The organism is [Empedobacter] haloabium, assembly GCA_008011715.2.
GTDB lineage: Bacteria > Pseudomonadota > Gammaproteobacteria > Burkholderiales > Burkholderiaceae_D > Rugamonas > Rugamonas haloabia.
Genome location: CP136508.1, coordinates 4,645,446 through 4,660,659 on the forward strand (window position 1 = coordinate 4,645,446; position 15,214 = coordinate 4,660,659).

Annotated in this window: 12 protein-coding genes and 1 riboswitch; of the genes, 6 read left to right on the forward strand and 6 right to left on the reverse strand. The window is 65.5% G+C overall.

The genetic code is table 11. The annotated features are described in order from the left end of the window. Positions 1-16: 16 nt before the first annotated feature. On the reverse strand, positions 17-538 hold the full coding sequence (locus E7V67_020335) for an FAD-dependent oxidoreductase (protein WUR12029.1): 522 nt from the start codon (positions 536-538) through the stop codon (positions 17-19). Here E7V67_020335 and E7V67_020340 point away from each other — a divergent pair. Continuing rightward, on the forward strand, positions 520-1,110 hold the full coding sequence (locus tag E7V67_020340) for a HAMP domain-containing sensor histidine kinase (GenBank protein ID WUR12030.1): 591 nt from the start codon (positions 520-522) through the stop codon (positions 1,108-1,110). The genes E7V67_020335 and E7V67_020340 overlap by 19 nt on opposite strands. A gap of 59 nt (positions 1,111-1,169) precedes the next feature. Here E7V67_020340 and E7V67_020345 read toward each other — a convergent pair whose 3' ends face one another. Both E7V67_020345 and E7V67_020350 read right to left on the reverse strand, forming a co-directional pair. After that, positions 1,170-2,564: an ATP-binding protein gene (locus E7V67_020345; GenBank protein WUR12031.1), complete on the reverse strand. Its 1,395-nt coding sequence runs from the start codon at positions 2,562-2,564 to the stop codon at positions 1,170-1,172. A gap of 305 nt (positions 2,565-2,869) precedes the next feature. Then, positions 2,870-4,126, reverse strand: coding sequence for a D-amino acid dehydrogenase (locus E7V67_020350; protein ID WUR12032.1), 1,257 nt, complete (start codon positions 4,124-4,126; stop codon positions 2,870-2,872). A 161-nt stretch (positions 4,127-4,287) separates the two neighbouring features. Next, a riboswitch (glycine riboswitch) is annotated at positions 4,288-4,376 on the reverse strand. A gap of 159 nt (positions 4,377-4,535) precedes the next feature. Here E7V67_020350 and tal point away from each other — a divergent pair. The 5 genes from tal (at position 4,536) to E7V67_020375 (ending at position 12,458) form a co-directional block, all read left to right on the forward strand. After that, a complete protein-coding gene (gene tal / locus E7V67_020355) occupies positions 4,536-5,468 on the forward strand; it encodes a transaldolase (GenBank protein ID WUR12033.1) in 933 nt (310 codons plus the stop codon). Between the two features lie 167 nt (positions 5,469-5,635). Further along, entirely contained in the window at positions 5,636-6,814 is a 1,179-nt protein-coding gene (locus tag E7V67_020360; GenBank protein WUR12034.1) for an efflux RND transporter periplasmic adaptor subunit, read from the forward strand. A gap of 12 nt (positions 6,815-6,826) precedes the next feature. Further along, a complete protein-coding gene (locus E7V67_020365; protein ID WUR12035.1) occupies positions 6,827-9,973 on the forward strand; it encodes an efflux RND transporter permease subunit in 3,147 nt (1,048 codons plus the stop codon). After that, positions 9,970-11,385: an efflux transporter outer membrane subunit gene (locus tag E7V67_020370; protein WUR12036.1), complete on the forward strand. Its 1,416-nt coding sequence runs from the start codon at positions 9,970-9,972 to the stop codon at positions 11,383-11,385. Before E7V67_020365 ends, E7V67_020370 begins: the two co-directional genes overlap by 4 nt. Beyond that, positions 11,385-12,458: a patatin-like phospholipase family protein gene (locus E7V67_020375; protein ID WUR12037.1), complete on the forward strand. Its 1,074-nt coding sequence runs from the start codon at positions 11,385-11,387 to the stop codon at positions 12,456-12,458. The genes E7V67_020370 and E7V67_020375 overlap by 1 nt, the downstream gene beginning before the upstream one ends. Positions 12,459-12,568: 110 nt before the next feature. Here the strand turns inward: E7V67_020375 and hemW are convergent, their stop codons facing one another. From hemW to rph, 3 genes are all read right to left on the reverse strand, one after another. Further along, on the reverse strand, positions 12,569-13,810 hold the full coding sequence (hemW, locus tag E7V67_020380) for a radical SAM family heme chaperone HemW (protein ID WUR12038.1): 1,242 nt from the start codon (positions 13,808-13,810) through the stop codon (positions 12,569-12,571). Beyond that, positions 13,807-14,391 (reverse strand): RdgB/HAM1 family non-canonical purine NTP pyrophosphatase, encoded by a 585-nt coding sequence (gene rdgB / locus E7V67_020385; GenBank protein WUR12039.1) that lies wholly within the window; start codon positions 14,389-14,391, stop codon positions 13,807-13,809. The genes hemW and rdgB overlap by 4 nt, the downstream gene beginning before the upstream one ends. Positions 14,392-14,478: 87 nt before the next feature. After that, positions 14,479-15,213, reverse strand: coding sequence for a ribonuclease PH (rph, locus tag E7V67_020390; protein ID WUR12040.1), 735 nt, complete (start codon positions 15,211-15,213; stop codon positions 14,479-14,481). Between the last annotated feature and the right edge of the window lies 1 nt (position 15,214).

A 15,214-nucleotide genomic window follows, 5' to 3' on the forward strand; every position in this document is an offset into this window, starting at 1 on the left:
TGACGGCATGCCGGCATCATGCCGCCAGCGCCGCCCGGCGCCGCCCCGTCGCCGGTTCCACCGCCTCGTACACCTCGTGCGCCACCATCTCCGCCGTCGCGGCGGCAAGCGTCCAGCCCAGGTGACCATGTCCCGTGTTATAGAACACGAACGGCGTACGCCCCCGCCCCACGCGCGGCATCGTGTCCGGCATCATCGGCCGCAGGCCGGCCCACGGCACCACGCTTTTCGTCGAGACACCGGGGAAGCAGCGCTCCACCCACTCCACCAGCGGGCGAATCCGGTCGGCGCGGATATCCTTGTCGTAGCCCGCGAATTCCGCCGTGCCCGCGACGCGCAGCCGGTCCTGGCCGAAGCGGCTGGCCACCAGCTTGGTCGCGTCGTACAACTCCGGGATCCGTACAACTCCGGGGTCAGGTCTGTCATTTGGACATTTGTGCGAATGACAGACATGGTCCCGTGTGCCTTTGTCCGAATGACAGACCTGACCCCGGTACGGACCCCGGTACGTAGCGCGAGGTGGAGCGCCACAGTGCACCGCCAGCCGTCACCGATGTCCTGGCCGGAATCGCCGCCACCACCGACTCCGCCGTGCACCTGGCCAATCGCCTGCTGACCCCGGCCCGCATCGAGCACAGCAAGGGTAGCCTGGCCGCGCCGGTGGCGCTGCGCGCGCTGGTACAGCAGGTGGCGCTGGAACTCGCGCCGAACGCCGTGCGGGCGCGCATCGACCTGGCGCTGGAGGCGCCGCAGGAAGTCACGGTGACGGGACAGGAGCTATTGCTGCATGAACTGGTGGCCAACCTGGTCGATAACGCGCTGCGCTACACGCCGGCTGGCGGGGCCGTCGTGCTGCGGGTGCGTTCGGACGGCGGCCAGGCCGTATTGGAAGTGGAAGACGGTGGCCCTGGCATCCCGGCGGCCGAGCGCGAGCGGGTTTTTGCGCCGTTCTACCGGGCGGCTTCCTCGATGCAGGTCAATCCTGGCGGGGCCGGATTGGGGTTGGCCATCGTCAGCGATATCGCCGCGCTGCATGGGGCGACCTTGGAGCTGTTGGACGGCGCCAATGGCAGTGGCTTGCTGGTGAGAGTATCGCTGCCCGCTGCGTAAAAACGATAAATTACGCTAGCCATTCCATAGTCACGAGCAGCCCATCGAGTTACAGCGCATCAGTGCTTTGCCTTCACATAGCTAAAATTAAAGGCTTTCGCGGATTCGTCAACAGGAACAATTACACCATCCTGCCTCAATCGTTGCAATGCCTTCTTCACCTTTTGCATATCTTCCTCACCGCTTAGCTGCCTCACCAGCCTATTAGTTATAATCGACTCAGGATTATCTTTGATATGTTTGATGACAACATCCTCGACAGACGCGATCTTTTGATGTTTAACTGTGACGATGAACGAATTTTCCGCCTCCTCAAATGAAGGTGGAATAAGGCCAGCCTTACGCAGTTCATTCTTCGCATGATCTAACCCTTCGCCGATATCGTGGTTAACGGGGTTCGGTAGATTATGCAGCATACGAACAATATTCGGGTTTCTTGAAAAACGATCCTCATACAAATTATCGACCGTCATGTAACCTGCCAACTTCCCAGGACTACGTATCTCTATACGATTATCGAAAATACGTACATGTATGTCATCATTCAGGCTGTAGTCGCGATGAATTACGGCGTTAACCAATATCTCCTTCAACGCTTCCGCCGGATAAGCAAGCTTCACTAACTTATCGCCATCCTTAAAGGACGCCCCATGAACGTATTCAGCAACTTTTTCAATGGTTTTTTGTATTAAAACCTCTATAGGGCCGTTAATAGTGGCAGGCATCTCAGCTAATTGCTCACGCTTATAATCCTGGTCGGAGGTCCTGAGGCGATACACTTTAACCGCACATCGAGTCTGCAAAGTCGCTTGGGGATCTTCATCGAAAAGTAGAACACATGCAACATTGGGAATTCTCTCCTCTCCACTTTTCGTCAACAGTCGTTGCTTGCGGAGAAAGCTAACGGGATCAATATTGGAATCCACACGTTCCATATAATCCTTTAAGAATGGGCTTTCGGCCATATCTTCCACTTCGACATCGTCAACAGCTTTGCGCTCGTATATCTCTGACCCTTTAGAATACGCGAGTTGAGTGATCCGCTCACCCTTGATTTTCTTCGTTGCCGCGTTTACACGGATATAACAATCTCCGGATGCCGTATAATGAACCTTCGGACTTTTTGGAATCGCAAAATGCAGCACCAGCCCTTTGGAAGAAACTTGGATAAATTCGACAAAAACGCTCTCTACAGCTGGCTTTGTTTCCTCAAGCAGCGTCGAAATAATTGCATTTGCATCTTCGGCTTCGGCGAAGCCAATTATCCGCTCAGTGGTAACTTTCCGGTCCTCGATACCAATATAAAGATCACCTCCGTCAGAATTCGCGAATGCTACGAAGGTTTCTTGGAGCTTTGCAGGCGCAATCCGCGCACTCTTTACATCGTTAAAGTGATCTTCTTTAACGGAAAGAAGGATCTTCACATCATCAGACGACGCAGAAACAGTTTTCATAAAGGCTCATTTTCTTAACGCAAATTGACGGAAACCTTCAAGTTAATCAAATCAAAAAAACTCGAACCGACCTTCTATAAGAGCAGCTCATTCGTCGAAAAATTTCAATAGCTGATGGGTCGTTCACGTTTGGCCGATCGTGACCCGTTGGAACGGCTTAGTCTACTGACTTGTTGTTTCACGCACAAGAGCAAAGGGCGGTGAGCTTATACATCACCCTATATCGAAATGCTATAGCAATTGTTTAATTCTACTGGCTTGTGGCTGACTTTTTGTTGTGCGAACTCGCCACTGTCCAGCGCCCTTTACGCCGCCAGCGCCGCCAGCCGCCGCCCCGCCGCCGGCTCCACGGCCGCATACACCTCGTGCGCCACCATCTCCGCCGTCGCGGCGGCAAGCGTCCAGCCCAGGTGACCATGTCCCGTGTTATAGAACACGAACGGCGTACGCCCCCGCCCCACGCGCGGCATCGTGTCCGGCATCATCGGCCGCAGGCCGGCCCACGGCACCACGCTTTTCGTCGAGACACCGGGGAAGCAGCGCTCCACCCACTCCACCAGCGGGCGAATCCGGTCGGCGCGGATATCCTTGTCGTAGCCCGCGAATTCCGCCGTGCCCGCGACGCGCAGGCGGTCCTGGCCGAAGCGGCTGGCCACCAGCTTGGTGGCGTCGTCGAGCAGGCTGACGGTGGGCGCCGCGGCCTGGCTGGCGCCGTCCGGCAGGTTGACGGTGATGGAATAGCCCTTGACCGGATAGACGTTGACGCGGTCGCCCACCATCGCGGCCAGCGCCCGGCTGGCGGTGCCGGCGCAGACGACGACGGCGTCGAAGTCGCAGGTGTCCTGCACATCGCCATGGCGCACCGTGATGCTGGCGCCGCGCTCGTCCACCGCCAGCGCCAGTACGTCGCGCTGGCACAGCAGCGCCACGCCGCGGCGCTCGCAGGCACGGGCCAGGCCGGTGGTGAACTTGTGGATGTCGCCGCTGCTGTCGCTTTCCGTATAAAAGCCGCCATAGTAGTCGCCCGCCAGCGTGGGTTCGATGGCGCGCATCTCCTGCGGCGTCACGCCGCGGCGCGGCAGCCCGCCCTGCGCCAGCAGCTTGGTCACCTGGGCGGCGTGGTCGAAGCCGGCCTTGTCGCGGTAGATGTGCAGGATGCCCTGGCGCCGCTGGTCGAACGCGATGCCTTCCTGCGCGGCCCAGGCGTACAGGTGCTCGCGCGCGGCCACCGCCATGCGCGCGGTGGCCACCGTGTTGTCGCGGTAGCGCGGCACGGCCGCCAGGAACTCGGCGAACCAGGACAGCTTGTGCCAGGTGGGGTGCGGGCGCACCAGCAGCGGCGCGTCGCGCCGCAGCATCCAGCCGACGCCTTTCCTGACCGTGCTCCAGTGGTTCCACACTTCCGCGTTGGACGCCGACAGCTGGCCGCCGTTGGCATACGACGTCTCCATGGCCGGATAGCGGTGCTTCTCGAACAAGGTGACGGCCAGCCCGCGCTGGGCCAGCGCATACGCGGTGGTGACACCGGTGATGCCGCCGCCGATGACTGCGATGGTTTTCATGTGATCCTGTCAGCGCAAAAGGATGGAGGCGGCGCACGCGCGCCGCGACACCCCCTCTGTTCGGGACCTGAGAGATTCACGCGGCGGGCGATCGGCCGGCCGGCGCTTGCTCCTTCGGTGCGCCGCGCGCGCCCTGCGCCGGCAACTCTTCAGAGTTCGATCGTGCGGTACCGGTCCCTTGTACCTGAGAGATTGACGGGGCGGTTGCTCCTTCGGCGCTGGCGGGGCCAGACTCTCCCGATACCGCGTTACTGTTGGCTTTTAGCCAAGTGCGGCAAGGATACCGTACCTGGGCGGCATTGCAATAGGCTGGGCAAAAAGACAACAGCACGGCACCGCCGCGAAAACCTGGCGCCCCGAGGCAGTTTCGGTACAATAGTCTTTTGCCCTCACCACTTTCGGCCCTGTCATGAATCAACTCGAACAACTGAAGAAGTACACCAAGGTCGTCGCCGACACCGGCGATTTCCAGTCGATCAAGGCCTACACGCCGCGCGACGCCACCACCAATCCGTCGCTGATCCTGAAGGCGGTGCAGAAGGACGAATACAAGCCGCTGCTGGAAAAGGCCGTGCGCGACAACCCGCACGCCTCCACCGGCGAAGTGATCGACAAGCTGCTGATCGCCTTCGGCGGCGAGATCCTGAAGGTGGTGTCGGGCCGCGTCTCGACCGAGATCGATGCGCGCCTGTCGTTCGACGTCGAGGCCAACGTGGCCAAGGGCCGCGAGCTGATCGACCTGTACGAGCGCGCCGGCTTCGACCGCGAGCGCGTGCTGATCAAGATCGCCTCGACCTGGGAAGGCATCAAGGCCGCCGAGATCCTCGAGAAGGAAATGATCCACTGTAACCTGACCTTGCTGTTCTCGCTGCCGCAGGCGATCGCCTGCGCCGAGGCGGGCGTGCAGCTGATCTCGCCGTTCGTGGGCCGCATCTACGACTGGTACAAGAAGCAGACCGGCATCGACTACGTGGGCGCGGAAGACCCGGGCGTGCAGTCGGTCAAGCGCATCTACAACTACTACCGCAAGTTCGGCTACGAGACCGAAGTGATGGGCGCTTCCTTCCGCAACACCAGCCAGATCCTGGAACTGGCCGGTTGCGACCTGCTGACGATCAGCCCCGACCTGCTGCAGAAGCTGGCCGACAGCGAAGGCCCGGTCGAGCGCAAGCTGTCGGCCGAGACGGCCACCGGTGCGGCAGCCAAGATGACGCTGGACGAGAAGACCTTCCGCTTCATGCTCAACGAGGATGCGATGGCGACCGAGAAGCTGGCCGAAGGCATCCGCGCCTTCTGCGCCGATTCCGGCAAGCTGAAACAGATCATTTCCGGCATGCGCTGATCGGCCGGATCGTCCCGCCAGGATGAGCAAAAAGGGAGCTTCGGCTCCCTTTGTTTTGTGCGCAACATGTACAAAACGTTACATTTGACAGTGATATACAATGTTTCTCTTCCCTTCCACCCTGCAAGGGAAGGCGCTGGTCTTTGTTCATCCTTCACGAGATATCCATGAGATCTGTCCCTCGCCGTATCCCCTTCGCCACCGTCGTCGCCACGCTGTCCCTGCTGGCCGCCTGCGGCAAGAAAGACACCGCCCCTCCCGCCCCGCCCCCGCCCACCGTCTCCGTCATCACCGTCGCCCCGGCCGCCGTCGCCGTCACCGACGAGCTGCCCGGCCGCGTGGAGGCGTCGCGCATCGCGCAGGTGCGGGCGCGCACGCCGGGCATCGTGTTGAAGCGGGTGTTCCAGGAGGGCGGCGACGTCAAGGCGGGCGACGTGCTGTTTCGCATCGATCCGGCCGAGTTCCAGGCCAACTATGCCAGCGCGCAGGCGGCCGTCGCCAAGGCCGAGGCCAACCTGGCGCAGGCCGACCTGAAAGTGAAGCGCTACAAGCCGCTGCTGGCCGCGCAGGCCGTCAGCCAGCAGGAATACGACGACGCCGTGACGGCGCAGAAGCAGGCCGCAGCCGACCTGGCTACCGCCCGCGCGGCGCGCCAGACCGCCAGCCTGACCCTGGGTTACGCCACCGTGACGGCGCCGATCTCGGGCCGGGTGGGCCGCGCCCTCGTCACCGAAGGCGCGCTGGTGGGCCAGGGCGAGGCGACGCCGATGGCGACCGTGCAGCAGCTCGACCCGATCTACGTAACGATCACGCAGTCCTCCACCGAGCTGGCGCAGCTGCGCCAGGCGCTGGCCAGCGGCCGCCTGAAAAGCGCGGGCCGCGACCAGGCCCGTGTCACGCTGCTGACCGAGAACGGCGACGAATACGGCCAGCCCGGCAAGCTGCTGTTCTCGGATGTGTCGGTGGACGAGACCACCGGCTCGGTCTCGATGCGGGCCGAGTTTCCCAATCCGAAACGCACGCTGCTGCCGGGGATGTACGTGCGCGCCCGCCTGGAACAAGGCGTCAACGAGGCCGCCATCACCGTGCCGCAGCAGGCCGTCGTGCGCGGCGCCGAAGGCTCGTCCGTCATGGTCGTCGGCGGCGACAACAAGGTGCTCGCCCGTCCCGTCAAGGCCGAGGCATCGAGCGGCGACAAATGGATCGTCAGCGATGGCCTGAAGGGCGGAGAGCGCATCATCGTCGAGGGCTTCCAGAAGGCCAAGCCGGGTGCATTGGTGACGCCGCAGCCCTGGCAGCCGGCCGCGCCCGCGAACGGTCCTGCCGCCCCCGCAGCCGCGAAATAAGCGGGAGCCGCGATGCCAAAATTCTTCATCGACCGCCCCGTGTTCGCATGGGTGATCGCCCTCTTCATCCTGCTGGGTGGGGCGCTGGCGATCACCGTGCTGCCGGTGGCGCAGTATCCAACTATCGCGCCGCCGTCGATCGTCGTCACGGCCAACTATCCGGGCGCCACCGCGCAGGTGCTGGACGATGCCGTCACCAGCGTCATCGAACAGGAAATGAACGGCGCCGACGGCCTGCAGTACGTCGAGTCGCAGAGCGATGCCAGCGGCGGCGTGACGATCACCGTCACCTTCCAGCCCGGCACCAATCCGGACCTGGCCGCGGTGGACGTGCAGAACCGCATCAAGCGGGTCGAATCACGCCTGCCGCAGGCCGTCACGCAGCAGGGCGTGCAGGTCAACAAGGCGCGTTCGAACATCCTGATGTTCGTCGGCTTGTATTCCACCGACGGCCGCATGGACCCGACGGCGATCGGCGACTACATGGCGCGCAACGTGGTCAACGAGATCAAGCGCATTCCCGGCGTCGGCCAGGCGCAGTTGTTCGGCACCGAGCGCGCGCTGCGCGTGTGGGTCGATCCGGACAAGCTGACGGGCCTGAAGCTGAACATGAGCGACGTCACCGCCGCGATCCGCGCCCAGAATGCGCAGGTCACGTCCGGCACCATTGGCGACCTGCCCAATCCGCGCTCGCAGGCGTACGCCGCGCCGGTCGTGGTGACGGGCCAGCTGACCTCCGTCGAACAATTCCGCAAGGTGGTCCTGCGTGCCAATCCGGATGGCTCGACGGTTCGCCTGGGCGACGTGGCGCGCCTGGAGATGGGCGGCGCCAGCTACAACATCAGCGCGCGCCTGTCCGGCCAGCCCTTCGTGGCGATCGCCGTGCAGCAGTCGCTGACCGGTAACGCGCTGGCCACGGCCAACCTGGTCAAGGACAAGATGGAGGAGCTGTCGAAGTTCTTCCCGCCCGGCCTGAAGTACACGGTGCCGTACGATACCTCCACCTTCGTCAAGATCTCGATCGAGGAAGTGGTCAAGACGCTGCTGGAAGCGGTGGTGCTGGTGTTTATCGTCATGTACGTGTTCCTGCAGAACTTGCGCTACACGATCATCCCGACCATCGTCGTGCCGATCGCGCTGATGGGCACCTTCGCGGCGATGCAGCTGTTCGGCTATTCGATCAACGTGCTGACGATGTTCGGCATGGTGCTGGCCATCGGCATCCTGGTCGACGACGCCATCGTGGTCGTGGAAAACGTCGAGCGCATCATGAGCGAGGAAGGCCTGTCGCCGCGCGAGGCGACGAAGAAGGCGATGTCGCAGATCACCGGCGCCATCGTCGGCATCACGCTGGTGCTGATCGCCGTGTTCGTGCCGATGGCGTTCTTCGGTGGCGCCGTGGGCGCGATCTACCGCCAGTTCTCGCTGTCGATGGTGGCGGCCATGGCCTTCTCGGCGCTGATGGCGCTGACCCTGACGCCGGCGCTGTGCGCGACGATGTTGAAACCCGTCGAGGCCGGCCACCACATCGAAAAGCGCGGCTTCTTCGGCTGGTTCAACCGCGGCTTCGCGAAGACGGCGACGGGCTACCAGGGCGTGATCGCGCGCATCCTGACGCGCACCGGCCGCTTCATGCTGATCTTCGTCGCGCTGCTGGCGATCGTGGCGTGGCTGTACGCGAAGCTGCCGTCGTCGTTCCTGCCCAACGAGGACCAGGGCTACATCATCACCAACGTGCAGTTGCCGCCGGGGGCTTCGCGGCCGCGCGCGGAAGCGGTGCTGGCCAAGGTGGACGCCTACTTCCGCCAGCAGCCGGAAGTGGCGCGCACCATCGCGGTGGCAGGCTTCTCGTTCTCCGGCAACGGCCAGAACGCCGGCCTGGTGTTCGTGCCGCTGAAGGACTGGGACGAGCGCGGCAAGGGCCATTCCGCCGACGACCTGGCCAAGCGGGCGATGGGCGCGCTGTCCGGCATTCCGGACGCGATCGTGTTCCCGCTGTCGCCGCCGCCGATCCGCGAGCTGGGCAACGCCACCGGCATCACGGCGCGCCTGCAGGACCGCAGCGCGCAGGGCCACGAGGCGCTGGTCGCCGCACGCAACCAGCTGCTCGGCATGGCCGCGAAAAGCGAGATCCTGCGCGGCCTGCGGCCGGAAGGCATGGAGGACGCGCCGCAGCTGCAGGTCGACATCGACCGCGAGAAGGCCAACGCGCTGGGCGTGACGTTTGCGGACATCAACAGCACCCTGTCGGCCGGCCTGGGCTCGTCCTACGTGAACGACTTCAACGCGGCCAACCGCCAGCAGCGCGTGATCGTGCAGGCCGACCAGCGCCACCGCATGCAGCCGGCGGACATCCTGCGCCTGAACGTGCGCAGCAGTGGCGGCGGCATGGTGCCGTTCGCGTCGTTCGCCACCACCAAATGGATCAACGGTCCCGTGCAGCTGGTGCGCTACAACGGCTACCCCGCCATCAAGCTGACCGGCGACGCGGCACCGGGCCGCAGCACCGGCGAGGCGATGGAGGAACTGGAACGGCTGGCCGCCCAGCTGCCGCCGGGGTTCGGCATCGAGTGGACCGGCCAGTCGCTAGAGGAGCGCACGTCCGGCTCGCAGGCCCCGGCCCTGTTCGCGCTGTCGCTGCTGGCCGCCTTCCTGGTGCTGGCGGCGCTGTACGAAAGCGAATCGATTCCGATCGCGGTACTGCTGGTGGTGCCGCTGGGCGTATTGGGCGCGCTGCTGGGCGCGCACCTGCGCGACCTGCCGAACGACGTCTATTTCAAGGTGGGCCTGATCGCCATCATCGGCCTGTCGGCCAAGAACGCGATCCTGATCATCGAGTTCGCCAAGGACCTGCAGGCGCAGGGCATGGGTCTGATCGAGGCGACGCTGGAGGCGGTGCACCTGCGCTTCCGCCCCATCATCATGACATCGCTGGCGTTCATCCTGGGCGTGCTGCCGCTGGTGATCGCGACCGGTGCCGGCTCGGCCAGCCAGCGCGCCATCGGCACGGGCGTGATGGGCGGGATGATCACGGCCACCGTGCTGGCGGTATTCCTGGTGCCCGTGTTCTTCGTCGTGATCCGCCGGATCTTCAAGGGCAGCGAGCGCCAGCGTCGCCTGGCCGCACATCAACTGGATATGCCGGAGACCAAAGCATGAAGACACCTCTGTTGACCGTACTGGCCGCCGCGCTGCTGTCGGCCTGCTCGCTGGCGCCAAGCTACCAGCGCCCCGCCGCGCCGATGGCCGAGGCCTTCCCGGACAACGCGCCCGGCGCCGGCGCGACCGCGCCCCCGGCCGCGGACGGCAAGGCGGCCATCGATACCGGCTGGCGCGACTTCTTCGCCGACGAGCGCCTGCGCCAGCTGATCGCCAGCGCGCTGGACAACAACCGCGACCTGCGCACGGCCGCTCTGCGCATCGAGGAAGCGCGCGCCGCCTACAACATCACCCGCGCCGACCGGCTGCCGAACCTGAACGGCGCGCTGACGGGCACGCGGGCGCGCACGCCGGCGTGGCAGGATCCGGCCGGCGGTGCCGGCGTGGGCGAGCGCTACGACGTCGGCATCTCCAGCGCGTTCGAACTGGACTTCTTCGGCCGCGTGCGCAGCCTGTCCGACGCGGCCCTGGCCTCGTACCTCGCAACCGACGAAGCGCGGCGCGCGGCGCAGATCAGCCTCGTGGCGGAAGTGGCGAAAGCCTACTTCACCGAACGGGCCTATGCCGAGCAGCTGGCGCTGGCGCAAAGCACCTATGACGCGCGCCGGCGCACCTATGAGCTGACGCGCCAGCGCATGGACGTGGGCGCCTCCTCCTTGCTGGACCTGCGCCTGAACGAGACGCTGATGGAAACGGCGCGCGCGCAGGCGCTGGCGACGGCGCGGCAGCGTGCCCAGGCCGAGAACGCGTTGACCCTGCTGGTGGGCGCGCCGCCGGCGCAGGCGGCTACCGGCGCGATGGCGGACGACCGCCAGATCGACGCGATGAGTGCCGTGCCGGCCGGGCTGCCGTCCGACCTCCTGACGCGCCGTCCGGATATCCGCGCGGCCGAGCAGCGCCTGCGCGCCGCCAACGCCAACATCGGCGCGGCGCGCGCCGCCTTCTTCCCGCGCATCTCGCTGACGGCGGCGCTGGGCAGCAGCAGCCCGGAGTTCTCCGGGCTGTTCGACAGCGGCACCAGGACGTGGTCGTTCGTGCCGCAGCTGACGGTGCCGATCTTCGACGCCGGCCGCAACCGCGCCAACCTGGGCCTGGCCGAGGTACGCAAGGACATCGCCGTGGCCGACTACGAAAAGACGATCCAGGTGGCGTTCCGCGAAGTGGCGGACGCGCTGGCGGCGCGCACGTATCTGGCCGACCAGGTGGCGGCGCAACGCGCGATCCAGGAAGCGCAGGCCGAGCGCCTGCGCCTCTTGCAACTGCGCTTCGAGAACGGCGTGGCCAGCACCCTGGACGTGCTCGATGCGCAGCGCGAGCTGTTCGACGCCCAGCAGCAGCTGGTGCAGGCCCGCCTGCTGCGCACCACCAGCGCGATCGACCTGTACCGGGCCTTGGGAGGCGGGCTGCAATAATGGATGCACCGATCACCATCCGCCTGGGCGCACGGGCGCGCCAGCGCATCGCCCGCGAGGGCCTGCAGGCGGCCGACGTTGCCATCGTCCCCGCCGCGGCGGGCGGGCCGAAAGGCCTGATCCTGCACGGCATCGACACGTGGCTGTTCGGCGAATGGCTGGCCAACGCGCCGCGCGAACGCCGGCTGATCGGCGCGTCGATCGGTGCCTGGCGCATGGCTGCCAGCGCGCTGGCCGATCCGGTCGCCGCGCACCGGCGCCTGGCCCATCACTACACGCACCAGACCTATCCGGCCAAGGTCGACGCGGCCTACGTGACCCGCAACGTACGCGGGATACTGGACGAGGCGCTCGGCGGGCATGGCGGGGAGGCGCTGAGTAATCCCTGGTACCGGCTGTCCGTCATCACGGCGCGCGGTATCGGCCCGCTGGCACAGACGCGCGGCGTGCGCTGGCGCGAGATGGCCGGCTTCCTGCTGGCGGCGGCCGGCAATGCCGTCGCGCGCGCGCGGCTGGCGCGGGCGATGGAGCGGGTGGTGTTTCATGACGCGCGCGACGACAGCGCCTGGCTGCGCGAACGCTTCGATCCCTTCGGCACGCAGTTCGCCGCGCTGTCCGAAGAGAACCTGCGCGTGGCGCTGCTGGCATCGGGCTCGATCCCGCTGCTGCTGGAAGCGGTGACGGACATTCCCGGCGCGCCGGCCGGCACCTACTGGGACGGCGGCCTGATCGACTACCACCTGCACCTGCCCTACCAGCGCGACGCCGGCCTGGTGCTGTATCCGCACTTCAGCGACCACATCGTGCCGGGTTGGCTGGACAAGTCGATGCCATGGCGCCGGGCGCGCGACGCGGCGCTGGACAACGTGGTGCTGGTGGCGCCGTCGCCATCGTTCCTGGCGCGGCTGCCGAATCGCAAGATGCCGGACCGGGGCGACTTCAAGCATTACGGTCAGGACCACGCCAGCCGCATCCGCGACTGGTCGTTTGCCATCGGCGAAAGCGAGCGGCTGGCGGAGGCGTTGGCGCAGTGGGTGGAGAAGCCGGATTTGAAGCAAGCCGGCGACTTTTAAGGCGTATGCGAGCCTGAGAGATTTTGCACCCAAAGGCAGAGAGCCGGGGTCGGACCCGGCGGGTCTGACCCCGGTTTTTGGTCTCGGGGTGGAACGCCGCCGCGCCCCGATCAGAGCAGGAACATCTCCTGCAAGTCGTTGAGGAAGCGCTGGCCCAGTTCCGTCGGCCGGATCACGGTATGGTCGCGGTACAGCAGGCCCTTGGCCTCGGCCGCGTTGAGCTGCTTCTCGATGCCGTTCAAAGCCAGCCCGGTGCGCTCGGCGTACAGGTTGGGCGCGAAGCCTTCCTGCAGGCGCAGCGCGTTCAGCATGAACTCGAAGCCCATCTCGTCGCGCCCGATCTCGCGCTCTTCCTGCACCGGCGTGCCGGCCGCGACCTGCTCCATGTACGACTTCGGCTGCTTGTAGCGGGCCTGGCGCAGCACGCGGTGCGGGAACGACAGCTTCGAGTGCGCGCCGGCGCCGATGCCCAGGTAGTCGCCGAACTGCCAGTAGTTCAGGTTGTGGCGGGCGCGGTGGCCCGGCTTCGCGTACGCCGAGACTTCGTAGTGGCCGTAGCCCGCGTTTGCCGTCATCTGGGCGATCAGGTCCTGCATGTCGGCGCTGGTATCGTCGTCCGGCAGCTGCGGCGGGTACTTGGCGAAGACCGTGTTCGGCTCCATCGTCAGGTGGTACAGCGACAGGTGCGGCGGCTGGTACGACAGCGCCGTCTCCAGGTCCGCGCGCGCCTCGGCCAGGGTCTGGCCCGGCAGCGCGTACATCAGGTCGAGGTTGAAGTTGTCGAAGTTGGCCTGCGCGATCTCGACGGCACGACGTGCCTCGCCCGCATCGTGGATGCGGCCCAGCGCCTGCAGGTGGTGCGAATTGAAGCTCTGGATGCCGATCGACAGGCGGTTGATGCCGCTGGCGCGGTAGCTGCGGAACTTCTCCGCTTCGAAGGTGCCGGGATTGGCTTCCATCGTGATCTCGGCCGCACCGTCCAGCGGCAGCAAGGTGCGCAGGTCCGACATCAGGCGGTCCAGCCCCGCCGCCGACATCAGGCTGGGCGTGCCGCCACCGATGAACACCGTGTAGATCTTCCTGCCCCAGATCAACGGCAGCGCCATCTCCAGGTCGGCGCGCAGCGCGTCCAGGTACTGCCGCTCGGGCACCTCGCCCTTCGCCTCGTGCGAATTGAAGTCGCAGTAAGGGCATTTGCGCACGCACCACGGCCAGTGGATGTACAACGACAGCGGCGGCAGCGCGGCCAGGTTCAGCGCGCCCGGCTGCAGGTATTGGGCGGCGACGCCGGCAGCGGCATCGATGGTGCGGGTCGGCGCCGTCTTCACGCCGACCGGTTTGATGGGGATCATTTCAGTTTCTCTACCAGGGCCCGCAGGGCCTGGCCGCGATGGGACAGGCGATTCTTCTGTTCCGGCGCCAGTTCGGCCGTGCACTTGCCCAGTTCCGGGATGTAGAAGTGCGGGTCGTAGCCGAAGCCGCCCTCGCCGCGCGCTTCCGGCACGATGATGCCGTTCCAACGGCCGTCGGCGATGACCGGTTGCGGGTCGTCCGCGTGGCGCACGAACACCAGCACGCAGTAGTAGTACGCGGACATGTCGTCATGCGCGGCCAGGTCGGCGATCAGCTTGGCGCTGTTGCGCGCGTCCGACTTTGGCTCGCCCGCATAGCGTGCCGAGAACACGCCGGGCGCACCGCCCAGTGCATTGACGCAGACGCCGGAGTCATCCGCCAGCGCCGGCAGGCCGGTCAGGCGCGACGCGTGACGCGCCTTGGCGAGCGCGTTTTCGACGAAGGTGAAGAACGGCTCTTCCGCCTCCGGCACGCCGTACTCGCCCTGGGCGCGCACGTCGAAACCGACGGTGGCCAGCAGTTCGTTGAATTCCTTCAGTTTGCCCGCGTTGTTCGAGGCGAGGATCAGTTTTTGGGTCATGGTTGCTTCAGAAATGGGGACAGACCCCATTTTTAGGGAAATATTGCTCAGAAAATGGGGTCTGTCCCCATTTTTTGGGCAAGTATTTTACCTCGCCAGCCCCAGCGCCTGCTTCTGCAGCGCGATCAGGTCGCGGATGCCGCCCTCGGCCAGGTCGAGCAGGCGGTTCATCGCGGCGCGGTCGAACGCGGCGCCTTCGGCCGTGCCCTGCACTTCCACGAAGTGGCCCGCTTCCGTCATGATCACGTTCATGTCCGTGTCGCAGGCCGAGTCCTCGACGTAGTCCAGGTCCAGCACCGGCATGCCCTGGTAGACGCCGACGGAGATCGCGGCGACGAAATGGCGCACCGGCACGGCCGGCAGCAGGCCGCGCTCGACCAGCTTGGAGAACGCGTCGTATGCCGCCACCATGGCGCCGGTGATCGAGGCGGTGCGGGTACCGCCGTCGGCCTGGATCACGTCGCAGTCCAGGTGCAGGGTGCGCTCGCCGAAGGCCTGCAGGTCGAAGGCGGCGCGCAGCGAGCGGCCGATCAGGCGCTGGATCTCCTGGGTGCGGCCGCTCTGCTTGCCCTTGGCGGCTTCACGGTCCATGCGCGAGTGGGTCGAGCGGGGCAGCATGCCGTATTCGGCCGTCATCCAGCCCTGCCCCTTCCCCTTCAGGAAGCCCGGCACTTTCTCTTCGATGCTGGCGGTGCAGATCACTTTCGTGTCGCCGCATTCGATCAGCACGGAGCCTTCCGCGTGCTTGGTGTAGTGACGGGTCAGGCGCAGCGCGCGCAGTTGGTCGACGGCGCGGCCGCTGGGGCGGGTTTCAAATGTCATG

Bases quoted from the DNA above. Each gene is read 5' to 3' on its own strand.
- E7V67_020345 (WUR12031.1), bottom strand. From the start codon at position 2,564: ATGAAAACTGTTTCTGCGTCGTCTGATGATGTGAAGATCCTTCTTTCC.
- E7V67_020350 (WUR12032.1), bottom strand. From the start codon at position 4,126: ATGAAAACCATCGCAGTCATCGGCGGCGGCATCACCGGTGTCACCACC.
- tal (WUR12033.1), top strand. From the start codon at position 4,536: ATGAATCAACTCGAACAACTGAAGAAGTACACCAAGGTCGTCGCCGAC.
- E7V67_020360 (WUR12034.1), top strand. From the start codon at position 5,636: ATGAGATCTGTCCCTCGCCGTATCCCCTTCGCCACCGTCGTCGCCACG.
- E7V67_020365 (WUR12035.1), top strand. From the start codon at position 6,827: ATGCCAAAATTCTTCATCGACCGCCCCGTGTTCGCATGGGTGATCGCC.
- E7V67_020370 (WUR12036.1), top strand. From the start codon at position 9,970: ATGAAGACACCTCTGTTGACCGTACTGGCCGCCGCGCTGCTGTCGGCC.
- E7V67_020375 (WUR12037.1), top strand. From the start codon at position 11,385: ATGGATGCACCGATCACCATCCGCCTGGGCGCACGGGCGCGCCAGCGC.
- hemW (WUR12038.1), bottom strand. From the start codon at position 13,810: ATGATCCCCATCAAACCGGTCGGCGTGAAGACGGCGCCGACCCGCACC.
- rdgB (WUR12039.1), bottom strand. From the start codon at position 14,391: ATGACCCAAAAACTGATCCTCGCCTCGAACAACGCGGGCAAACTGAAG.
- rph (WUR12040.1), bottom strand. From the start codon at position 15,213: ATGACATTTGAAACCCGCCCCAGCGGCCGCGCCGTCGACCAACTGCGC.